This is a genomic window from Pseudomonas sp. F007 (assembly GCF_057814275.1).
In genome coordinates this window covers 507,680-528,430 of the sequence record NZ_JBVATA010000005.1, presented here as the reverse complement: position 1 = coordinate 528,430, position 20,751 = coordinate 507,680, and the positions used below count along the sequence as shown (strand labels likewise).

The following is a 20,751-nucleotide window of genomic DNA, read 5'->3' as shown; positions in this document are numbered from 1 at the left end:
GAGATCGACCTCAATCCTCTGTAGGAGCTGGCTTGCCAGCGAAGAGGGAGTGTCAGCCAACGATGATGTCGGCTGTGCCAGCGCCTTCGCCAGCAAGCTGGCTCCTACGGTGAGGTGACTGCCGATCTAGAGATCGACCTCAATCCTCTGTAGGAGCTGGCTTGCCAGCGAAGAGGGAGTGTCAGCCACCGATGATGTCGGCTGTGCCAGCGCCTTCGCCAGCAAGCTGGCTCCTACAGTGAGGCGACCGCCGATCGAGAGATCGACCTCAATCCCCTGTAGGAGCTGGCTTGCCAGCGAAGAGGGAGTGTCAGCCACCGATGATGTCGGCTGTGCCAGCGCCTTCGCCAGCAAGCTGGCTCCTACGGTGAGGTGACTGCCGATCGAGAGATCGACCTCAGTTTTTCCAGAGTGCTTACATCTTATGGTCAGCCTTGGTCAGCGCCCGCACCGGCGCTTCCACCTGGACCGACTCTTTCTCGCCCTTGGCGTTCTCGATGATCAGGGTCAGCGGCACTTTGTCGCCTTCCTTCACTTGCGCCACCAGGTCCATCAGCATCACGTGGTAACCATGGGGATCGAGGCTCACTGGCTTGCCGGCCGGCAGGTCGACCGACTTGACTTCCTTCATGCTCATCACGTCGTTGTGCATGCTCATCTGGTGCACCTGGACCAGCTTGGCCGCTGGCGATTGCACTTCGATCAGCTTGCTGTCAGTGCTGGCGGTGAGGGTCATGAAGGCGCCTGTGGCCTGCTGGCCGGCGACGGTGGCGCGGACCCAGGCGTCATCGACCTGGGTCTGGGCCGACACCTGGAAGGCCAGGCCGAGCAGGGCGGCGCCCAGCAGGAGTGGGCTGAAACGGGATTTGGCGAGCGTTGCGGTCATTAGCAGACCTCCATGACGGTGAGCAGGTCTTCCGTGCACTCTTGGGCCGAAAGCGACTGCGACAGGCCCAGGCGCAAGGTGCCCCGGGAGTCGAAAACAAAGCTGGTGGCGGTATGGGACAGGGTGTAGGTCGAGCCGCTGGGGACCTTCTCGTAGAACACGTCGAATTCCTTGGCCGTGGCCGCGGTTTCTTCGAGGGTGCCGTAGAGCGCGACAAACGACGGGTCGAAGGCCTTGACGTAGGCGTCGAGCACTTGCGGCGTATCGCGTTCCGGGTCGAGGGTGATGAAGATCACTTGCAGGCGGTCGCCATCGCGGCCCATCAGTTTCTTGATCTTCGCCGCACGGGCAAGTGTGGTCGGGCAGATCGCCGGGCATTGGGTGAAGCCGAAGAACACCATCGGCATCATCCCGCGAAAGCTCGACAGGGTTTGCACTTCGCCGTCGGTGTTCTTCAACTTGAAGGTGCGCCCGAGGATCTTGTCGCTCAGGTCCTTGCCGTACTTGTAGGACAGCTCGCCGCGACTGTCGCAGCCGGTCAGCAGGCCCAGACTCAACAACCCCATTCCCGCAATCACCTGGCGGCGATTCAACAAAACACTCATGCGTTAGCGCCCTTTGGCAGCCTGGCAGGCGACACGACCTGGCAGGTAGTCAGCGTAAAAAATGCGAGCATCCTAACAAAATGCCGCGACGCAGTGCCGCACACTGGACAATTGGTCGCAGGGAGGCGTTTGGGCTCAGGGAAAAAACTCCCCGGGCGTGGCGCCCAATTGCTGGCGAAAGGCGGCGATAAAGGCCGAAGTCGAGTCGTAGCCGCAGGCCAGGGCCACATCGGTGACGCGTTCGCCCTGTTCCAGTGGGGTCAGCGCGCCCAACAGGCGCAAACGCTGGCGCCAGGCGCGGAAAGTCAGGCCGGTGTCGCGCACAAACAGGCGGCTGAGGGTTTTCTCGGCGACGGCGAATTTTTCGCTCCACTGCGCCAGCGTGGTCTGTTGCTCCGGGTGCGCCTGCAGGCTTTGATAAATCTGCCGCAGGCGACTGTCCTGGGGCAGCGGCAGCATCAGGTCGATGGGCGGCGCCTCGGCCAGTTGATCGAGCAGCACCTGGACCAGCCGGCCGTGGGCACCGTCCTGCTCATACTCCACCGGTAACTGGCTGAAGCTGCGGATCAGTTCGCGTAACAGGTCGCTGACCCCCAGCACGTGGCAACGCGGGGGCGCCCAGGCGGTGACGCTGCAATCCAGATACAGGCTGCGCATTTCGGTGCGCGCCGAGCTGAACACCCGGTGCGGCACGCCGGCAGGAATCCACACTGCGCGCTGGGGCGGGGCGACGAAGCGGCCGACGCTGGTCTGCACCTCCAGCACGCCCTGAATGGCATAGGACAGCTGTACCCAGGGATGGCTGTGACGGCGGGTCAAGGCCCGATTGGGCAGCGATTCAGTGCGCCCGTAGACCGGTCGCGGCAGGCTTGGCAGACCCGGCACGCTGCGGCGGTAGCTTTTTTCTTGTCCTTTAGGCGGCATCTGCTGGCTCTTTGGCGTTAGTCGGTCATCGACAGGCACGTTAGAGTCAACTCCATGTACTTGGCAACCCCCGGATAAATCCCCATGACCCGTCCCCGTTTCCTCCCCGACAACTTCACCCTGACCCTGGTCGGCGTGGTGCTCCTCGCCAGCTTCCTGCCCGCCAGCGGCCAGGTCGCCGTCGGCTTTGGCTGGCTCACCAACATCGCCATCGCCCTGCTGTTTTTCCTCCACGGCGCCAAATTGTCCCGCGAATCGATCATCGCCGGTGCCGGCCACTGGCGCCTGCACCTGTTGGTGTTCGGCCTGACCTTCGTGCTGTTTCCGCTGCTCGGCCTGGCCCTCAAGCCATTGCTCTCGCCGCTGATCGGCAATGACCTGTACATGGGCATGCTCTACCTGTGCGCGCTGCCGGCGACGGTGCAATCGGCGATTGCCTTCACGTCATTGGCTCGGGGCAATATTCCGGCGGCGATCTGCAGTGCGGCGGCCTCCAGCCTGTTCGGCATCTTCCTCACGCCACTGCTGGTGACCTTGCTGCTGGACGTGCACGGCGACGGCGGTTCGACCCTTGATGCGATCCTGAAAATCAGCGTGCAACTGCTGCTGCCGTTCATTGCCGGGCAGATTGCCCGACGCTGGATCGGCGCCTGGGTGGGCCGTAACAAGAACTGGCTGCGTTTTGTCGATCAGGGTTCGATTCTGCTGGTGGTCTACGGCGCGTTCAGCGAGGCGGTGATCGAAGGCATCTGGCACAAGATCCCCGTGCTCGATCTGCTGGGGTTGGTAGTGGTCTGCTGCATCGTCCTGGCGCTGGTGCTGGTGGCCGCGACCCTGCTGGGCAAGGCCTTTGGCTTCAACCAGGAAGACCGCATCACCATACTGTTCTGCGGTTCGAAGAAGAGCCTGGCCACCGGTGTGCCAATGGCTCAGGTTTTGTTCGCCGGCAGCACCATCGGCGTGCTGATCCTGCCGCTGATGCTGTTCCACCAGATTCAGCTGATGGTGTGTGCGGTGCTGGCCCAGCGTTACGCCAAGCGTCCGGAGTCGGTCAGCGAGCTGATGGGCCAGGTCGATCCATAACCGTTGCGCCCCGGGTGGGGCGCAGGCTGATCAGGCCCGGCGCAATTGCGCGCCAGCGGCAGGCGGTTGCAGCAGGGCGAAGAGGTTTTTCGGGTCCTGTAACTCCGGCACCAGCTCGATCTCGCTGCCGATGTCCAGGGCCTTGGCCACGTCCAGCACATAACGAAGGGCCGAGTAGTCTTCGAGGGCAAACCCCACCGAGTCGAACAGCGTCACTTGCTCGGGACTCTGGCGGCCCTGCACCTGGCCGTTGACCACCTGCCAGAACTCGGTCACCGGCGAATCGGCCGGCATGTGCTGGATTTCCCCTTCGACGCGGCTTTGCGGTTCGTACTCGACGATCACCCGCGCACGTTCGACGATCTCGCGATGCAGCTCGGTCTTGCCCGGGCAGTCGCCGCCCACGGCGTTCAGATGCATGCCTGGTTCGATCATGTCCGGGGTGAGGATGGTGGCGTAGGTCTTGTCGGCGGTCACCGTGGTGACGATATCGGCGCCGCGCACCGCATCGGCGACGCTGGTGGCAATGCTCACCTTGAGGGCCGGGAAGGCTTTGAGGTTGGCGGCCAGTTTGGCGCTTGCCGCCGGGTCGATGTCATACAGACTCAGCTCAGTGATGCCCAGCAGGGTATGGAAGGCCAGCGCCTGAAATTCGCTCTGCGAGCCGTTGCCGATCAACGCCATGCGTCGGCTGTCGGGGCGCGCCAGGTAGCGTGCGGCAAGGGCCGAAGTCGCCGCAGTGCGGATTGCCGTGGTCAGGGTCATCTCGCTGAGCAGCACCGGCTTGCCGGTGTCGACGTCACCCAGGGCGCCGAACGCCATGACGGTGAGCATGCCGCGGTGCGTGTTCTTCGGATGGCCGTTGACGTACTTGAAGGCGTACAGCGCTGCGTCCGAAACCGGCATCAATTCGATCACGCCGTCCGGCGAATGGTTGGCCAGGCGCGCGCATTTCTCGAAGTCTTCCCAGCGCAGGTAGTCCTGGCGAATGTACTCGGCCATTTCGCTCAGGCAGGTGGCCAGGGTTTTTTCCCGGACCAGGCGGCTCAGGTCTTGGACATCAACATAACGGGTCATGGGCGTACCTTTTTATTGGCAGTTGAGGGTAGGGCGCAAGGTGCGTTGATGGCTCTATTGTCGGCGTTTACCGCCGTCCATCTCGGCCATTGCGCGGCCCCTGCGCAGCCGCAGCAGTCGAAATCGAAGGCGCGACAGCCGATTCGGCTGAGGTCATTCGAAAGCGTCATGACTGTCGTAAAAACGACCTGTTTACCCTAAACGCGCAAGGCTCACACTTTTCTATTGAACGACTGTTCAGTCTCAATTATGTTGTTCCGACCTTCTTCCCGGCTGGTTGCGGGCTTGCGTTTCTTCTTCTTGAACGAGGCACTGGCATGCGGTTTTCACCCTTCGTTGAGCGAATCCGTGGTCAGGGCGCGGCTGCCCGGGAACCCCATCCTGCGGCGTGCGAAACCGCTAGCGGTCAATCTCGGGGCGACAATGTGCTGCACGTGGCAGGGCCACAAAACGCATTGCTCGCCACCGCGCTATGCCTGCTGACGACCGGCGACGAAGTGCTGGCCCTCGATCCCATGCCCCTGCAACATCAGGCCGTTCTCCAGGCCAGCGGCGCGACGCTGGTGCGGGTGCCGTGTAGCGCCGAGGCATTTTCAACGTTCGACGCCACGCTGTTGGCCAAGGCCATTTCCCCGCGCAGCCGGGCGATTGTCCTGGGCAATCCGCACGCCAGCAGCGGCCTTTTGCTCAGCCCTGAAACGCTGCAAATCATCGCCGACCTGGCCATCGCCCATGACCTGTGGGTGGTGCTCGACGTCGGTGATGTAGGCCCTGTTTTTGACCATGAGCAACCGAGTTTGGCCGCGCTACCGGGCATGGCCGAGCGCTGCGTGGTGATCGGCAGCCAGGGTCTGAACGGTGGACGCTTGGGCTGGTTGGCCGCCGATCCGGCGCTGCTGGCCCATGCCGAACAGGTGTTGCTGAGCCTGGGGCACGAACTGCCGGTTGTGCGGGGCTGTGAGCCGCCGAAACCAGTCACGCCTCGGATCAGCGTCGAACCGCCCGCGCCGACCCGGACCATGATCGAAGTCGAAGGTCTGCACAAGAAATTCGGCAATATCGAGGTGCTCAAGGGCGTCTCGCTGACCGCCCGCGAAGGCGAGGTGATTTCGCTGATCGGCGCCAGCGGCTCGGGCAAAAGCACCCTATTGCGCTGCATCAACATGCTCGAAGTGCCCGACCAGGGACGGATCCTGGTGGACGGCGAGAGCATCCGTCTCAACCATTCACGCCCCGGCGCGCCGCTGGTGTCCGACATCAAGCAGCTGGTGCGCATAAGGTCCAGCCTGGGCATGGTGTTCCAGAACTTCAACCTCTGGCCCCATCGCACGGTGCTGGAAAACCTCATCGAAGCGCCGACCCAGGTCCTGCGCGAAAGCCGGGCCGAGGCCACCGAGCGTGCCGAGGCGCTGCTCGAGCGTGTCGGCCTGGCAGCCAAGCGCAACGAATACCCGGCGTTTCTGTCCGGGGGCCAACAGCAACGGGTGGCCATCGCCCGGGCCCTGGCCATGCGGCCCAAAGTCATGCTGTTTGATGAACCCACCTCGGCACTCGACCCGGAACTGGTCGGAGAAGTGCTGCGGGTGATCCGCTCGCTCGCTGAAGAAGGCCGGACCATGATCCTGGTGACCCACGAAATGGCCTTTGCCCGCGATGTCTCCTCCAAGGTCGCGTTCCTGCACCAGGGGCTGATCGAGGAAACCGGTTCGCCGGACGAAGTGTTCGTACACCCACGCAGTGAGCGTTGCCGACAGTTCGTCAATGCTCATCAGACTCGCTGACCAACAATAAAAACACGGGGCAACATCATGGGAAATCGACGTTTGGCAAACTGGATGACAGGCGTGGCCTGCGTATTGCTGGCCGGCATGAGCGCGGCGCAAGCGCAGCCGATCAGATTCGCGGTGGCCGCCGAACCTTATCCGCCGTACACCGAGAAGCAGGCCAACGGTGAGTGGAAGGGCTTCGAGGTGGACCTGATCCACAAGCTCTGCACGCAGATGAAGGCCGAGTGCGAGATCAAGGAAGTGGCCTGGGACGGGATCATTCCGTCGCTGCTGGCGAAGAAGATCGACGTGATTTTCTCCTCGATGTCGGTGACCGCCGAGCGTGAAAAGCAGATCGCTTTCAGCAAGGCCTATTACGACTCGGCGATTGCCGTGGTCGGGCCCAAGGGGACGACCGTGAGCAAGTACCCGGATGACCTCAAGGGCAAGGTCATCGGCGTGCAGAACTCCACCGTCAGTGCCAGCTACCTGAAGGCCTATTACGAAAAAATCGCCGACGTGAAGTACTACGACACCCAGGACTCGGCCAACGCCGACCTGATCGCCGGGCGCATCGACCTGATGATGGCCGACGGCACGGCGATGACCGAGTTCGTCAAGACCCCGGATGCGCAGAACCTCGCGTTCCTCAGCACCGTGCCCTATGACCCGATCTTCGGCAAAGGCGTCGGCGCGGGCCTGCGCAAGGACGACACCGCACTCAAGGCGCAGCTTGACCAGGCGATCGAGACCCTGCTGGCGAGCAAGGATTATGACGATCTGTCGCAGCGGTATTTCGGGATCAATGTGAAGCCGGCGTTTTGAAGTGTGACTCGGTTTGAGTGTCTGTAGGAGCGAGCCTGCTCGCGAAAAACGCCAACGATAACGCGCTCTGTCTGGTTTTTCGCGGTGTCCTGGCGTCCTTCGCGAGCAAGCTCGCTCCTACAAAAACACACAATGATTGGGCTGTGCTGAGAGGGAGTCGGTGATGCCGGCAATGTTCGAATTGATCGGCTTCGGCGATCAGGGCTGGGGCGGGGCGTTGTTGCGGGGGTTGTGGATGACCCTGCAGATATCGGCCGGGGCCTTTGTGGTCGGGATGTTGATTGGCCTCGTTGTGGCCTGTCTCAAGCTCGGTGCGCCGAAGCCGATTGCGGCGCTGATGCGCACCTACACCACGCTGTTTCGCGCGGTGCCGGAACTGCTGCTGATCCTGTTGCTGTACTACGTTGGCTCGATGTTGCTCAATGCGCTGCTCGCCCATCTGGGCCAGCCGCCGCTGGACCTCAGCGGTCCGCTGGCGGCCATCCTGGTATTGGGTCTGGTTCAGGGCGCCTACGCCTCGGAGATTTTTCGCGCAGCGATCCAGGCCATTCCCTTTGGCCAGATCGAGGCGGGCAAAGCCTTCGGTCTCCACGGCTTTGCCTTGTTCCGCCGCGTAACCCTGCCGATCATGGCGCCGTACGCGCTGGCCGGCATGGCCAACCTGTGGATCAACCTGATCAAGGACAGCGCGCTGATCAGCGTGGTCGGCACCAACGAGTTGCTGTACACCGCCAAGCAGGGCGCGGGTTCGACCCGGCATTACCTGCTGTTCTACCTCACGGCCGCCGCGCTGTATTACGCGGTGACGCTGCTGTCCAACTACCTGTCGGGACGGCTTGAGCGACGCATTCGTCGCTGGATGCCTTTGGCTGAGTGAACGCAATGATTCCAGCATGGATAGTCGAATACGCGGCCTTGTTGGGCCGAGGCCTGCAAACCACCGTCAGCCTGTTGTTGATTTCCAGCGTGATCGGCTTTGTCCTGGCGGTGCTGGTGGCCCTGGCGCGGATCTCGAAAAACCGCGTGATCGCCAAGGTCAGCCTGTTCTACACCAGCCTGTGGCGGGGCACGCCGTTGCTGATCCAGATCTACATCTTCTATTACGGCCTGGGCAGCCTGTTCGCCCAGTTCCCGCTGATTCGCGGCAGCTTCCTCTGGCCATATTTGCGCGACGGCTACTGGTACATCGTGTTCGCCCTGGTGCTGTCGGTCGGAGCCTACGTCGGCGAGGTCATACGTGGTGGTCTGTTGGCCGTGCCCAAGGGCGAGATGGAAGCCGCTTCGGCCTTCGGCATGACCGCGCGCCAATCCTTGCTGCGGGTACGCCTGCCACGGGCGATGCGCCTGCTGCTGCCGACCCTGGCCGGGGAAAGCGTGATGCTGCTCAAGTCCACCGCGCTGGCCTCGACCATCGCCGTGATCGACCTGCTCGGCGCGGCCAACGTAGTGCGTGCGCAGACCCTGCAAGTCTATGAGCCCTTGCTGCTGGTGGCTGGCGTTTATGTCTGCCTGACGTTCCTCATCGAAGGCTTGTTCGCCTTTGCCGAGCGCCGTGGTACGCCTGTGCGCAGGTCCGTCTGATGCGCGCGTCGCGGGTCGACCGCTCGCTGCAAGGCATTGGCCTGTGCACCCTGGGCTACGCGTTTCTGGCCCTGCAGGATGCCGCGATCAAGTGGCTGGTCGCCGACTATTCGGTGGTCAGCATTCTGTTCTGGCGCAGCCTGGTGGTGGTTGTCGCCTGTCTGCTGGTGGGGCGCAGTCAGTTGGTTCGGCGGGCCTGGCGCTCGCCGAGCCGGCGCTTGCTGGTGGTACGCGGGCTACTGTCGATTGTTGCCTGGCTGCTGTACTACACCGCCGCCCGCGACCTGACCCTGGCGGAGATGACCACCCTGTATTTCTCGGCACCGATCATGGTCACGGTGCTCGCGGCGGTGATCCTCAAGGAGCGCGCCAGCGGCTGGCAATGGTTCAGCCTGATCATCGGCTTTGTCGGGGTCATCATCGCCTGCCGTCCTACGGATATCACCAACCCGCTGCCCATCGTCCTGACCCTGTTGGCGGCGATGTGCTGGGCGTTTACCTATATCCAGTTGCGCCAGGTCGATGAACAGACTTCGGTATTGGAACAGATGCTGATCACCAACGTGGTGTTTGTGTTGTGCATGCTGCTGGCGCTGCCCTGGACCCACACCCCGGCGCCGACTTCTGCGTGGCTGGGCATGCTCGCCGCCGGGCTGGTGGGCGGGATCGGCCAGTTCCTGCTGTTCGCCAGTTTCCAGCGGGCCACCGCGACCCTGCTGGCGCCCTTCGAGTACACCGGATTGATCTGGGCATTCGCGCTATCGAGCCTGGTCTGGGGCACGCTGATGGACACTTCGCTGATCATCGGCGCCGGGCTGATTGCGGTCAGCGGCACCCTGGCGATGATCTTCGGTCGTCACGCCGAGCAGGATGTGGTGGGCGCCGAGTGCTCGGTGTCGCAGCCGCTGTATCCACCGCAAAGTGATGATGGGAACGTGGATGCCGAGGCCGTGGAGCCACGTTCGCGGGGCTGATAACGACAACTTGAATGGGGAGGCGGGCGGATGGCGCGGGATATTTCCTTCGATGTGCGCAACAACAATGGCGACCCACTGCGGGTTGGCGCCTGGCGCTTGGACGGCAGTGGCGAGGGGCCGACCGTCCACTTGCAGGCCGGAGTGCATGCCGATGAAATCGCCGGGATGCTGGTCTTGCATCTGCTGCTGCCCAAGTTGCAACAGGCACAGGATGCGGGGCGGCTCAAGGGTTCGGTTACCCTGGTGCCCCAGGCCAATCCCCTGGGCATCGGGCAGTTTCGCCAGGGACGGATCCTCGGCCGCTTTCATGACGCCACCGGGCACAACTTCAACCGCGGCTTCGATCAGTCGGCGGCGTCCGAGGCGCCTGGCAGTGTGGTCCAGCTCTGGCAGAAAAGCCTGGTGCAATTGGCTGCCAGCGCCGACATCGTGCTCGACCTGCACACCGATGACGAAGCCTTGCCCTATCTCTACGTGCACCGCAGCTTCTGGCCCCGTGGCCGTGAGTTGGCCGCGGCGATGCAGATGGACGTGGCGGTTATCTGGGATGAGGGCGGCGACGGCTCCTTCGAGGAAACCGTGATTGCACCCTGGCTGCGTGCCGGGGTCAATTCGCGGCAGATGGCGGCCACCCTGGAGCTGCGCGGCCAGGGCGATGTCAGTGACCGCTATGCCGAGCAGGACGCCAACGGCCTGTACGCCTGGCTCTGCGCTTGCGGGGTGATCGATGAGCCGCAGGGTGTCGCGCACTGGCCGGTGCAGGCGCTGGAGATGGGCCAGATGGAAACCATCCTTGCGCCGCAGCCCGGGGTGTTGGTGTTTGAAAAGGAGTTTGGGGATTTTGTCGAAGAGGGGCAACGCTTTGCGCGCATCCTGCAGCGCCCCGGTGATCCGTCATCGGAAGTGGTGCTGTATGCCGAGCAGGCCGGGCGCATGGTCACCCGTTACCGCGATCGGTTGATCGCCCAGGGCATGGCAGTGGCGAAATTCACCGGCAGCCGGGTCTCGCGTAACTGGCGGGGAGGGTTGCTGGATCCGAATTAGTGGCGGGTGGTGTCTCTGGTGTACAACGGTGGATTCATCGCTGGCAAGCCAGCTCCTACAGGTTTTGTGCCAGGCACAAATCTCTCGGATGTGCACAAAACCCTGTAGGAGCCGGCTTGCCGGCGAAGGCGGCCGCCTGTTCGGCGGTGATTTCAATGGCCCCATCGCGAGCAGCGGAACGCCGCCCGGGCTGCTCCTACAGTGGGTTTATGTCGATCACAAATCCTGTGAAGGTTGCAGAACCCTGTGGGAGCCAGCCCGATGGCGATGAAATTGATGCGGTATGGCTAACCCGTCACAGCCCGGCGCTTTGCTCGGCTTCGGTCTTCGGCTTGCCGTAGTGCCACTCGTAGACCACGAACTTGAAGTCCTTGAGGTCGCCTTTTTCGTCGAAGCTCAGGTCGCCGGTGGGGGTCTTGAAGGTGCCCGCATGGATTGCTTCGGCGACTTTCTCCGGGTCTTCACTTTTGGCCGCGACGATCGCTCCGGCAATCACGTCCACCGCCGCATAGGTCGGCAGGACAAACGGACCGCTGGGGTTTTCCTGTTTGGCGGTGAAGGCGGCCACGAGCGCCTGGTTGCCCGGATCCTGGTCGAACGACTTGGGCAAGGTCACCAGCATGCCTTCGGCGGCATCCTTGGCGATCTGTGAAATCGAATCGTTGCCCACGCCTTCAGGCCCCATGAAGCGCGCGGTCAGGCCCTTTTCCCTGGCCTGGCGCAACAGCAGACCCATTTCCGGGTGGTAGCCGCCGAAGTAGACGAAGTCGACATTGGCCTGCTTGAGTTTGGTCAGGATCGACGAGTAGTCGCGCTCGCCGACGTTGATGCCTTCGAACATCGCCACCGGGATGCCCTCTTTGCCGAGGATCTCGCGCACCGAGCTGGCGATGCCTTCGCCGTACTGCTGCTTGTCGTGCAGCACCGCGACATTCGCCGGTTTCAGGCCGACGATATAGCGTGCCGCTGCCGGGCCCTGGGCGTTGTCCAGGCCGATGGTGCGAAAGATCATCTTGTAGCCGCGCGCGGTCAGTTCCGGGCTGGTGGCGGCCGGGGTGATCATCACGATGCCCTCGTCTTCGTAGATGTCTGAGGCCGGCTGGGTCGAGCTGGAGCACAGGTGCCCGACCACGTATTTGATCCCGTCGTTGACCACTTTGTTGGCCACTGCCACCGCCTGCTTGGGGTCGCAGGCGTCGTCGTATTCCACCGCCTGCAGTTGCTTGCCGTCGACACCGCCCTTGGCGTTGATCTGCTCGATGGCCATGCGTGCGCCGCTGAACTGCATGTCGCCGTACTGTGCCACCGGCCCGGTTTTCGGGCCGGCGATGCCGATCCTGATGGTGTCGGCAGCCAGCGCATGGCAGGACAGGCCGGCCAGGATCATGGCACCGAGCAGTTGGCTGGTCTTGTTGTTGATGCGACTCATGGGGTTCCACTCCTGTGGGTTATGACTCATGAAGGTGTTGCGGATTTGTCAGCGATTCCAGGGCGCCTGGGGCGAAGGATCGCGGCGGTAGCGGCGGGTTGCCTCGGTGAGTATCTGCGGGTCGAGGCCATCGTGATCCACCAGGCTTTTCAGCCCGGCGATCACGATGCTGTGCCGGTCGACTTCAAAGAACTGGCGCAGCGCCTGGCGGTTGTCGCTGCGCCCGAAACCGTCGGTGCCGAGCACGGTATAGGGCGCCGCCAGGTATTGGGCGATCAGTTGCGGCCAGGCGCGGATGTAGTCGCTGGCGGCGATGATCGGTTGCTTGCCCGCGAGGTATTTGTCCAGTTGCCCGCTGCGTTGCTCGTGGGCGTCCAGGCGATTGTCGCGCTCGATCTCTCGCGCTTCACGGGCCAGTTCGCTGAAGCTGGTGGCGCTGAACACTTCACTCGCGATGCCCCAGTCCTCGAGCAGCAACGCGCTGGCGGCGATCACCTCGCGCAAAATGGTCCCTGAACCCAGCAGGCGCAGACGGATCGGCGCGCTGTCGCCACTGCGTGAATAGCGATAAAGGCCACGCAGGACGTCAGCGTGATGCATCGGGGCAAGGCTCGGCTGCGGGTAGTTTTCGTTCATCACCGCGACGTAGTGGAACTCGTCGCATTGCTCCTCCAGCAGGCGTCGCGCGGCGTGGTCGAGGATTACCGCCAGCTCGCCGGCAAAGCACGGATCCCAGGCCCGGCAGTTGGGCACCATCGAGGCCATCACCAGGCTCGAGCCGTCCTGGTGCTGCAAGCCTTCGCCGCCCAGGGTAGTGCGTCCGGCCGTGGCGCCGAGCAGGATGCCTCGCGAGCGCTGGTCGGCGGCAGCCCAGATCAGGTCGCCGACGCGCTGGAAGCCGAACATCGAATAGTAGATATAGACCGGCAGCATCGGCTCGCCATGCACCGAGTACGAAGTCGCCGCCGCGACCCAGGACGACAGCGCGCCGGCCTCGGTGATGCCTTCCTCGAGCAGTTGGCCGTTGCGCGATTCGCGATAGGAGAGGATCGAGCCGCTGTCTTCCGGTTCGTACAACTGGCCGTGGGGCGAATAGATACCGATCTGCCGGAACAGGCTGGCCATGCCGAAGGTCCGCGCTTCGTCGGCGACAATCGGTACGACCCTTGGCCCCAGTTGCGGTGCCTTGAGCCAGGCATTGAGGATGCGCACGGCGGCCATGGTGGTGGACATTTCCTTGTGCTCGGCCTGCAGCGCAAAGCCTGCGGACTGCTCCAGCGCCGGCACCGGGATCACCGGCGCGGCACTTTTGCGCGCCGGAAGCGGTCCGCCCAGGGCCTGGCGCCGCGCGCGCAGGTAGCGCATTTCCGCGCTGTCTTCCGGCGGGCGGTAGAAACGCAGTTGCTCCACATCCTGGTCCGACAGCGGCAGCTTGAAACGGTCGCGGAAGGTCAGCAGGGCGGCGACATCGAGCTTCTTCGCCTGGTGCGCGGTCATCCGCGATTCGCCGGCAGCGCCGATGCCGAAGCCTTTCTTGGTCTTGGCCAGGATCACCGTCGGCCGGCCCTTGCAGGTCTTGGCGGCGGCGAAGGCGGCGTAGAGTTTCCTGAAGTCATGGCCGCCACGTTTCAGGCCGTTGATCTCCTCGACGCTCATGTGCTCCACCAGGCGCCGCACGTGCGGGTCCTTCTGGAAAAAATGTTCGAGGTTGTAGGCGCCGTCGTGGGCGCCTAGGGTCTGGTACTCACCGTCGGGGGTGGCGGCCAGGCGCCGGAGCAGGACGTTGTCGGTGTCACGGGCGAACAGCCCATCCCACTCCGAGCCCCACAACACCTTGATCACATTCCAGCCGGCACCGGCGAACAGGGCTTCCAGTTCCTGGATGATCTGGCCATTGCCGCGCACCGGGCCGTCGAGGCGCTGCAGGTTGCAGTTGACGATAAAGGTCAGGTTGTCCAGTTGCTCGCGGGCGGCCAGGGACAGCCCGGCAATGGATTCCGGCTCGTCCATCTCACCGTCACCAAACACCCCCCACACGTGCCGGCCCTCGGTCTGCGCCAGGCCACGGTGCTGCAGGTAACGCATGAACCGCGCCTGATACACCGCGCTGATCGGGCCGATGCCCATGGAGCCGGTGGGGAACTGCCAGAAGTCCGGCATCAGCCACGGGTGCGGGTAGGAACACAGGCCGGGGCCGTTGATTTCCTGGCGGTAGTTGGCCAGTTGCGCCTCGCTCAGGCGCCCTTCGAGGTAGGCCCGGGCATACACCCCGGGCGCCGAGTGGGGCTGGAAAAACACCAGGTCGGCATTGCGTTGGCCGCTGTCGCCATCGCCACGGAAAAAGTGCTGGAAGCCGACCTCGAAAATCTCTGCCGCCGACGCATAACTGGCGATGTGGCCGCCGAGTTCGCCATAGGCGTGGTTGGCGCGAACTACCATGGCCAGGGCATTCCAGCGCAACAGGCCGGTGATGCGTTCTTCCAGCAGCAGGTCACCGGGGTAGGTGCCCTGTTGCTCCAGCGACAGGGTGTTGCGGTAGGCGGAGAACGCCTGGGCGTCGCGGTGGATGCCGTGCTCGCTGGCGTATTCTTCCAGGCGCTTGAGCAGGTAGCGGGCGCGCTCCGGGCCGCAGGCGGCGAGGGTCGAGGCGAGGGCGTCGAGCCACTCGCGGGTTTCTTCGGGGTCCTGGTCCTGGGGCGCGGCAGGACCTTCGTTGATCGCATTGGGTGTAGTCATGCGCAGGCATCCAGGGCTTGGGTGACGTCGGCCAGCAGGTCGGCGATGTCTTCAAGACCCACCGACAGTCGCACCAGGCCTTCGGAGATGCCGTGTTCCGCGCGCTGCTCCGGGGTGTAGGTGGAGTGGGTCATGCTCGCCGGGTGTTGCGCCAAGGATTCGGCGTCGCCGAGGCTGACCGCCCGGCTGAATAATTGTAGGGCATTCATGAACTGCCGGCCGGTGGCCAGGCCGCCTTTGAGCTCAAAGGCAATCATCCCGCCGGGCAGCTTCATCTGCCGCGTCGCCAGTTCGTGCTGGGCGAAAGAGGGTAAGCCGGGGTAGGTCACCCAGGCCACCGCCGGATGGGCTTGCAGGTACTCGGCGATCACCTGGGCGTTGCTGCAATGACGGTCCATGCGCAGCGCCAGGGTCTTGAGCCCGCGCATCAGCAGAAACGCGTCTTGCGGCGACATCACCGCGCCGGTCAGGTCCTTGAGCCCTTGCAGGCGAATGCGAGTGGCCAGGTCCTGGGACGTGACGACCATGCCGGCAGTAATGTCGCCGTGTCCGCTCAAGTATTTGGTCGCCGAGTGCACCACCAGATCGGCGCCCAGCTCCAGCGGGCGTTGCAGGTAGGGCGTGCAGTAAGTGTTGTCGACCACCAGGGTCACATCCGGATGGTGGCGGCTGACTGCGGCCACGGCGGCGATGTCCACCAGTTGCATGGTCGGGTTGGCCGGGGTTTCGCAGTAGATCATTCGCGTGGCCGGGGTGATCGCATCGCGCAATGCGGCGAGGTTGCACAGGTCGACATGCCGCACCTTGACCCCGAATTCGGCGATGCCGTGATGCAACAGGGCAAAAGTGCAGCCGTACAGGGTGCGGTCGACGATCACTTCATCGCCGGGCCGCAGCAGGGTCCAGAACGTCGCGGAGATCGCACCCATCCCGGAACTGAAAGCCACCGCCGCTTCGCCGTTTTCCAGGGTCGCCATGCGCGACTCCAGAAGGGCCAGGGTCGGGTTGGAAATGCGTGTATAGAAGTGCCCGCTTTCTTCACCGGCAAAACAGCCGGCGCCGTATTCGGCGGTGGCGAAGGTGAAGGTCGAGGTCAGGTAGATCGGCGGGATCAACGCGCCGTGGTTGTCCTGCGGGTTGTAGCCGTGATGGATGGCACGAGTCGAAAATCCCAGTTCATTGTTTTTATTGTTCATGCTGAACGCTCCTTGATTTCCTACAATGCTATGCTCAAATTCAACGCGAAAAATTCCAAATATCCTGGGAAATAAACGCCTATTTGGAATGAATCAACAGAACAACAAGAATTCGAGGCAAAACATGCCCAGCGCTCTGGACCGTACCGACAAAGCCCTGCTCAACGCCCTGCAGGGCAACGCCCGCCTGACCGTCGCCGAACTGGCCGACCAGGTCGCGCTGACCACGTCGCCGTGCTGGCGACGGGTGAAAATCCTCGAGGAAAGCGGGGTGATCACCGGGTATCAGGCAATCCTCTCGCCGAAGGCCCTGGGCTACGGCGTCACGGCTTTTGTCAGCGTGATGATGGAATCCCACAACCAGGAAATGGCCCGCACCTTCGAGCAACGACTGCTGGAAATCCCCGAGATCGTCGCCTGCCACAACGTCTCCGGACGCTACGACTTTTTGCTGGAAGTGGTGGCCAAGGACCTGGAATCGTTCGGCGAATTCGCCCGCGAAGTCTTGCAGACCCTGCCGGCGGTGAAGGAGATCTACTCGAGCTTTTCCTTCAAGTCGGTCAAGCCGTCCCGGGTGATCCCCGTGCTGGGCTGAGTCAGCGCTTGCACTGGGCCAACACCACCTTGCAGGTATTCGGCGTGCCCCCGGAGCGCCCGGCATAGCGGATGCAGTTGCTCATCGACTTGCTGCGCGCCACCCCCAGACTCGACCCCCAGGCCAGGCCACCTTCACCGACCGTGGGCACGGCCTTGGCGTAGCAGTTGGAGGCGGAGGCGTATTGGGTCGGCTGTTTTTTGCTGGAGCAGCCGGCAATGAGCGCCAGGCTGAGGGCCAGCAGGATGAGCCATGACGAGGGGGCGCGCGTGTTCATCCCGGTAGGCCTGTGGCGGTGGGGTGGGGCGGATTATCGACTGTGTGAGTGTGGAACGGGGTTGAGGCCGACTGACGGTTGTCGACTTGATCTCTTCCGCAAGCGCTACGCCTTCGTTAGCTGATGCGAACTAATTTTAAGAAACCTCCTACTTTGCGCGCAGATTTTTCTTATTTCCTTCCGTATCGCCTTCATGAAAGCCTCCTGGCGCTCGATCTTGGGTTGGATAAGTCCTCCCCCGAGTACCTTGAAAAGTCCAGGAGGGATGCATCTTGCTCACAGTACCGCCAGATTATTCAGTCACACCCAGCGCCATCACGGTCTCGATCCGCAACGCAAATAGCGGTTTGCTGCGTAGTCGAGGAGCCTGACCCATGAGCCAGCCAGAATTGCCCGTCGCCACACTGCGTTGCAGCAGGAAGGATCCCGTCGCCGTTGTCTGTCACCAATCTGCGCAGTGTTACTTCCGCCCGGACACGGAAGAGTTGATTTTTATCGGCGACGATCATGCCGATGAGTTTGACCATCATTGGCAGGAAATGAATGCGCGCATGGACGCCTTTCATCGTGCCAACGCCAACTATTCCACCGCTCTGGAGCGCTACGCCGTTGCCGCGTCGAAGGCAGCACTGCCTCACGGTGAAACAGAAAAGCGCCAGATGGCGCTGACCGAGGCCGAGCAAGCGCTGGAAAAAAGCCGCGCCGCGATCAAGAAAGAACTCGGCGATTTTTCCCTGAGTTCCATGAGCTATGACGAAGTCATCGAATTAATCCCTGTCGTACAGGGAAAAGGTGGCCGCAACGGCAAATCGAAACCCTATGCCTACGTCAAGAAAGGCTACTTCAGCCAGACCCAGGCCGGCCGGAAGCTGCATAACGTTTCCCTGAAAGGCAAGGACAAACGCTCGGCGCAAGCCAGCATCTACAGCAAGGATAAAAACGGAAAAACCGTTATTTCGAGCAGTAAACTGGCTGAACAGTTGACGGCTTTAGAGTGGCCGAAGATCAAGCTGGAATTGCGCGACGTAATCAAGTGGGCTGGCTCGGATTTCGACCTGGACAAACTGAACAGCGACTTCGTGTTGTTTGATTGGGCCGAGAGCTGGAACCACAGCCAGTTCAACGGCACCAAGGAGCTGACCGACAATCTCGACATGAGCCGTGGCGCGCAGTTCATGCGCTTTGCCTCCAACGTCGGTGCCAGTGGCGAGTTTTACGTTGCCAAGGGCACCGCTGCGTTCAAGGGCGAAGCCAACGCAGCGCTGACAGTGGCTTCGGGCAAGGTCAATTACACCGCCTACGTCCCCGATCGCCTGGGCTGGGCCCTGCGCTACACCGACGACCGCGGCAATGACTTCAACATGGGCCTGCTGCGCCTGTGCCTGACCCCTGAATTGACCGGCTTCGTCGGCGCCTCGGTGCAGATCGAAGGCCAGCTACAGATCGCCCGCAGCGGCGACCAGCAAGTGCTGATGGGCCAACCGGGAGGGCGGCTGCCGCGTTTCCACGAACGAAAAACCAGGGGCGCGGCGTTCCATCAACAAATGGCCGCCGAAGACGAAGGCCTCAGCGTCACCGCCCAAGCCTTCGCCGGCGCTCGCGTCGAAGGCAGCCTCAAGGGCAGCCTGCAATGGCTGAAACCCACCCCGCCACGCGACCTCAATCCCAATGTCGCTGGCCTGTTGCAATCGACCGGCAAATACACCGACTTCTGCACCATCGGCAGCAGCATCGCCGGCCTCGCGGGCGCCGGTGCGGGCGGCAAGTTCTATTGCACTTTTATCAACGGCAAATTCTGTTTCCACGTCGCCGCCAGTTTGTGCTGGGGCGTCGGGGCGAAGGGCGGGGTTATTTGTGAGGTGGGGACTAATACCATTGCGGAGTTTGGGGCGTGGTTGATTTATCAGTTGTATCGGTTGGATTTTGGGTTTTTTGATTTGGTGGATGTGGAGGCGTTTAGAACTTATAGCCAATATTGTGTGATGCAGATGGCTAGTATGGGTGAGGACTTATATGAGTTGTATGGTCGAAAAAAGAGTGGTTTTACGTCGATTGCCGCTGAGTATAAAAGTTTTATGGAAGATATTTTAGGTGAAAGTACTAAGGGGATGGAAGCGTCTAAGCGAAGGAATCACCTCGCCAGGCATGTAAATTCTGATCCTGAAAGGTTGCTGAGGTATACCCCGGAGTCTAAAGGGATGTTGCTTTACCTGCTAACTCGTCACGGTGTCTGGGATCATCTGGATTATGAGAATCATGGAGATGGATTTGTTCTCGATATTTACAGTGAGCGGAAAGAATCCGTAATCTGGGTGCTTAAGAGTATTCAGACGGTCTCAGAGTGGCGCAAAGTCATGTGTAGAATGACTCGGGATGGCAGGGTTCTGGTCGGTAAAGATGGTGAAAGTTTAGCGGTTGTGGAGAGTGAGCGGCATTTGGAGAGATTTCTTCAAGAGGGGATCAGTCGCGATGATGATATGTACAAAGCCAAGGCGGAGCTTGTCGCGATTTACCAAGGCTTAAAAAGCGAAATAGCTTGGGGTTATGCGCTTGCAATGAATGATACAGCCTATTACCAGCTAAACTCTGCATCTAATTTTTATTATCCGGATCGTTGCGGCTTTGGGCCATGTGAGGGGCAATTAGTTGATTATGTTTAAAGGTGATTGATGGGTATGAGTTTGACTGGAGTAATTGTCAGTATTGTTTGTCTTTTATTGTTGGTAGGGTGTGAGGGCGCGTCGGAGATGAAAGGCAGTCTAGCCCGAAATGAGAGTAATCAAGGGCTGATGCAATATATTGATGACTTGAAGCTTGATCTGGTTTTTGTCGAGGGAGGTGATTTTTTAATGGGGGATTTTGGCGCAGACTATGGTCCTGAGAATTTACCTTATGACGCCGACAAGGATAGTAAGCCCCTGCACAGGGTGAGGCTGGATAATTATTCTATTCAAAAAATAAAAGTAACTAATCAGGCTTATCAGTTTTATCTCAGGTTCAATGGTTTGAAGTTAAGGGTTGTTGATGCAGGTAATCAAAAAGATTGGAGTGATATGAATAGTGCGCCGAGGACGCCGGCGCATATGGATTGGTTTGAGGCGGAAAGGTATTGTGGGTGGCTAGCGGTAGTGAGTGGTCTCCCGTTCGCTCTGCCGACGGAGGCACAATGGGAGTATGCGGCGCGGAGTCGTGGTCAATTTTTGATGGTGTCTACTGACGATGGGACTTACAGGGTTGCCCCTGAGCGAGTTTATGGGGAGCACGGTCTGAGAGGGCTAAATATATCCTCGACATGGAATCGTCGCGCATTTGCGGATGAAATGAAATGGGCAACTGAAGGCCTTACTCCATTGCCAGTAGATTACTTTCAGCCTAATTCTTTGGGCTTGTACTCAATGTCAGATAATGGTTTGGAGTGGGTTAGTGATTGGTATGATGAGGATTACTATAATTATTCTCCTGTAAATAATCCGCAAGGGCCGAGCGGGGCTGTTACCAAGGACTATGTTGGTCGCGGCACTAAGGTGGCCCGTGGTCAGGCGTTTGCTGATCCTGCGTGGGGTGGTGGAGTGAATGTTTACAGGACTTCGGCGGAGCCGCATGGCTATGTAAATGAAGATGATTTTGTCGTTTTAGGGGATAAAACTGTACGTTGTGTAGTTAATAGCTCCGTGCCGGTGAATTGATCGATTTTCAACTATTTATGGTGTGGCGTGGGCGAGTTTAACCCTTGTTTGCGGGGCGCTGACT

Annotated in this window: 18 protein-coding genes; 10 read left to right on the top strand and 8 right to left on the bottom strand. The window is 61.3% G+C overall.

What is annotated here, in order from left to right; translation table 11 throughout:
- Window positions 1-415: 415 nt before the first annotated feature.
- From ACZYR5_RS15305 to ACZYR5_RS15295, 3 genes are all read right to left on the bottom strand, one after another.
- Window positions 416-886 carry a copper chaperone PCu(A)C gene (locus ACZYR5_RS15305; RefSeq protein ID WP_489090797.1) on the bottom strand — a complete coding sequence of 157 codons (471 nt, stop codon included), beginning with the start codon at window positions 884-886 and terminating at the stop codon, window positions 416-418.
- Window positions 886-1,491, bottom strand: coding sequence for an SCO family protein (locus ACZYR5_RS15300; RefSeq protein ID WP_027618112.1), 606 nt, complete (start codon window positions 1,489-1,491; stop codon window positions 886-888). The genes ACZYR5_RS15305 and ACZYR5_RS15300 overlap by 1 nt, the downstream gene beginning before the upstream one ends.
- 135 nt (window positions 1,492-1,626) lie before the next feature.
- Window positions 1,627-2,415 (bottom strand): AraC family transcriptional regulator, encoded by a 789-nt coding sequence (locus ACZYR5_RS15295; RefSeq protein WP_489090796.1) that lies wholly within the window; start codon window positions 2,413-2,415, stop codon window positions 1,627-1,629.
- Window positions 2,416-2,499: 84 nt separating this feature from the next.
- Here ACZYR5_RS15295 and ACZYR5_RS15290 point away from each other — a divergent pair, with 84 nt between their 5' ends.
- Window positions 2,500-3,498: a bile acid:sodium symporter family protein gene (locus ACZYR5_RS15290; RefSeq protein ID WP_489090795.1), complete on the top strand. Its 999-nt coding sequence runs from the start codon at window positions 2,500-2,502 to the stop codon at window positions 3,496-3,498.
- Between the two features lie 30 nt (window positions 3,499-3,528).
- Here ACZYR5_RS15290 and ocd read toward each other — a convergent pair whose 3' ends face one another.
- Window positions 3,529-4,575: an ornithine cyclodeaminase gene (ocd, locus tag ACZYR5_RS15285; RefSeq protein ID WP_489090794.1), complete on the bottom strand. Its 1,047-nt coding sequence runs from the start codon at window positions 4,573-4,575 to the stop codon at window positions 3,529-3,531.
- Window positions 4,576-4,892: 317 nt separating this feature from the next.
- On the opposite strand from ocd, the gene ACZYR5_RS15280 reads away from it, so the two are divergent.
- The 6 genes from ACZYR5_RS15280 (at window position 4,893) to ACZYR5_RS15255 (ending at window position 10,768) form a co-directional block, all read left to right on the top strand.
- Window positions 4,893-6,356, top strand: a complete 1,464-nt coding sequence (locus ACZYR5_RS15280) for an aminotransferase class I/II-fold pyridoxal phosphate-dependent enzyme (RefSeq protein WP_489090793.1) — start codon at window positions 4,893-4,895, stop codon at window positions 6,354-6,356.
- Between the two features lie 27 nt (window positions 6,357-6,383).
- Entirely contained in the window at window positions 6,384-7,166 is a 783-nt protein-coding gene (locus ACZYR5_RS15275) for a transporter substrate-binding domain-containing protein (RefSeq protein ID WP_489090792.1), read from the top strand.
- 163 nt (window positions 7,167-7,329) lie between these two features.
- Window positions 7,330-8,043: an ABC transporter permease gene (locus ACZYR5_RS15270; protein ID WP_027618118.1), complete on the top strand. Its 714-nt coding sequence runs from the start codon at window positions 7,330-7,332 to the stop codon at window positions 8,041-8,043.
- Window positions 8,044-8,048: 5 nt separating this feature from the next.
- Entirely contained in the window at window positions 8,049-8,747 is a 699-nt protein-coding gene (locus tag ACZYR5_RS15265; protein WP_489090791.1) for an ABC transporter permease, read from the top strand.
- Window positions 8,747-9,721: a DMT family transporter gene (locus tag ACZYR5_RS15260; protein WP_489090790.1), complete on the top strand. Its 975-nt coding sequence runs from the start codon at window positions 8,747-8,749 to the stop codon at window positions 9,719-9,721. Before ACZYR5_RS15265 ends, ACZYR5_RS15260 begins: the two co-directional genes overlap by 1 nt.
- Before the next feature lie 30 nt (window positions 9,722-9,751).
- Window positions 9,752-10,768, top strand: a complete 1,017-nt coding sequence (locus ACZYR5_RS15255; protein WP_489090789.1) for a M14 family metallopeptidase — start codon at window positions 9,752-9,754, stop codon at window positions 10,766-10,768.
- Window positions 10,769-11,063: 295 nt separating this feature from the next.
- Here the strand turns inward: ACZYR5_RS15255 and ACZYR5_RS15250 are convergent, their stop codons facing one another.
- From ACZYR5_RS15250 to ACZYR5_RS15240, 3 genes are read right to left on the bottom strand one after another with little or no spacing between them, the layout of a single operon-like run.
- Window positions 11,064-12,197: a branched-chain amino acid ABC transporter substrate-binding protein gene (locus ACZYR5_RS15250; RefSeq protein WP_489090788.1), complete on the bottom strand. Its 1,134-nt coding sequence runs from the start codon at window positions 12,195-12,197 to the stop codon at window positions 11,064-11,066.
- A 48-nt stretch (window positions 12,198-12,245) separates the two neighbouring features.
- The gene (mdeB, locus tag ACZYR5_RS15245) at window positions 12,246-14,933 is read right to left on the bottom strand and encodes an alpha-ketoglutarate dehydrogenase (protein WP_489090787.1); all 2,688 of its coding nucleotides are present in this window, start codon (window positions 14,931-14,933) and stop codon (window positions 12,246-12,248) included.
- A complete protein-coding gene (locus tag ACZYR5_RS15240) occupies window positions 14,930-16,129 on the bottom strand; it encodes a methionine gamma-lyase (protein WP_489090786.1) in 1,200 nt (399 codons plus the stop codon). Before ACZYR5_RS15240 ends, mdeB begins: the two co-directional genes overlap by 4 nt.
- A gap of 124 nt (window positions 16,130-16,253) precedes the next feature.
- Here ACZYR5_RS15240 and ACZYR5_RS15235 point away from each other — a divergent pair, with 124 nt between their 5' ends.
- Window positions 16,254-16,724 (top strand): Lrp/AsnC family transcriptional regulator, encoded by a 471-nt coding sequence (locus tag ACZYR5_RS15235; protein ID WP_489090785.1) that lies wholly within the window; start codon window positions 16,254-16,256, stop codon window positions 16,722-16,724.
- A gap of 1 nt (window position 16,725) precedes the next feature.
- Here the strand turns inward: ACZYR5_RS15235 and ACZYR5_RS15230 are convergent, their stop codons facing one another.
- Window positions 16,726-17,001, bottom strand: a complete 276-nt coding sequence (locus ACZYR5_RS15230; RefSeq protein ID WP_489090784.1) for a hypothetical protein — start codon at window positions 16,999-17,001, stop codon at window positions 16,726-16,728.
- 374 nt (window positions 17,002-17,375) lie between these two features.
- Between ACZYR5_RS15230 and ACZYR5_RS15225 the strand changes: the two genes are divergently transcribed.
- Window positions 17,376-19,661, top strand: coding sequence for a hypothetical protein (locus ACZYR5_RS15225; protein ID WP_489090783.1), 2,286 nt, complete (start codon window positions 17,376-17,378; stop codon window positions 19,659-19,661).
- Window positions 19,662-19,676: 15 nt separating this feature from the next.
- The gene (locus ACZYR5_RS15220) at window positions 19,677-20,687 is read left to right on the top strand and encodes a formylglycine-generating enzyme family protein (RefSeq protein ID WP_489090782.1); all 1,011 of its coding nucleotides are present in this window, start codon (window positions 19,677-19,679) and stop codon (window positions 20,685-20,687) included.
- Window positions 20,688-20,751 lie beyond the last annotated feature (64 nt).

What these genes read in the sequence shown, in the direction of transcription:
- mdeB (WP_489090787.1), bottom strand. Translation starts at nt 14,933, where the DNA reads ATGACTACACCCAATGCGATCAACGAAGGTCCTGCCGCGCCCCAGGAC.
- ACZYR5_RS15305 (WP_489090797.1), bottom strand. Translation starts at nt 886, where the DNA reads ATGACCGCAACGCTCGCCAAATCCCGTTTCAGCCCACTCCTGCTGGGC.
- ocd (WP_489090794.1), bottom strand. Translation starts at nt 4,575, where the DNA reads ATGACCCGTTATGTTGATGTCCAAGACCTGAGCCGCCTGGTCCGGGAA.
- ACZYR5_RS15275 (WP_489090792.1), top strand. Translation starts at nt 6,384, where the DNA reads ATGGGAAATCGACGTTTGGCAAACTGGATGACAGGCGTGGCCTGCGTA.
- ACZYR5_RS15300 (WP_027618112.1), bottom strand. Translation starts at nt 1,491, where the DNA reads ATGAGTGTTTTGTTGAATCGCCGCCAGGTGATTGCGGGAATGGGGTTG.
- ACZYR5_RS15295 (WP_489090796.1), bottom strand. Translation starts at nt 2,415, where the DNA reads ATGCCGCCTAAAGGACAAGAAAAAAGCTACCGCCGCAGCGTGCCGGGT.
- ACZYR5_RS15280 (WP_489090793.1), top strand. Translation starts at nt 4,893, where the DNA reads ATGCGGTTTTCACCCTTCGTTGAGCGAATCCGTGGTCAGGGCGCGGCT.
- ACZYR5_RS15220 (WP_489090782.1), top strand. Translation starts at nt 19,677, where the DNA reads ATGAGTTTGACTGGAGTAATTGTCAGTATTGTTTGTCTTTTATTGTTG.
- ACZYR5_RS15270 (WP_027618118.1), top strand. Translation starts at nt 7,330, where the DNA reads ATGCCGGCAATGTTCGAATTGATCGGCTTCGGCGATCAGGGCTGGGGC.
- ACZYR5_RS15230 (WP_489090784.1), bottom strand. Translation starts at nt 17,001, where the DNA reads ATGAACACGCGCGCCCCCTCGTCATGGCTCATCCTGCTGGCCCTCAGC.
- ACZYR5_RS15265 (WP_489090791.1), top strand. Translation starts at nt 8,049, where the DNA reads ATGATTCCAGCATGGATAGTCGAATACGCGGCCTTGTTGGGCCGAGGC.
- ACZYR5_RS15240 (WP_489090786.1), bottom strand. Translation starts at nt 16,129, where the DNA reads ATGAACAATAAAAACAATGAACTGGGATTTTCGACTCGTGCCATCCAT.
- ACZYR5_RS15255 (WP_489090789.1), top strand. Translation starts at nt 9,752, where the DNA reads ATGGCGCGGGATATTTCCTTCGATGTGCGCAACAACAATGGCGACCCA.
- ACZYR5_RS15260 (WP_489090790.1), top strand. Translation starts at nt 8,747, where the DNA reads ATGCGCGCGTCGCGGGTCGACCGCTCGCTGCAAGGCATTGGCCTGTGC.
- ACZYR5_RS15225 (WP_489090783.1), top strand. Translation starts at nt 17,376, where the DNA reads ATGAGCCAGCCAGAATTGCCCGTCGCCACACTGCGTTGCAGCAGGAAG.
- ACZYR5_RS15250 (WP_489090788.1), bottom strand. Translation starts at nt 12,197, where the DNA reads ATGAGTCGCATCAACAACAAGACCAGCCAACTGCTCGGTGCCATGATC.
- ACZYR5_RS15290 (WP_489090795.1), top strand. Translation starts at nt 2,500, where the DNA reads ATGACCCGTCCCCGTTTCCTCCCCGACAACTTCACCCTGACCCTGGTC.
- ACZYR5_RS15235 (WP_489090785.1), top strand. Translation starts at nt 16,254, where the DNA reads ATGCCCAGCGCTCTGGACCGTACCGACAAAGCCCTGCTCAACGCCCTG.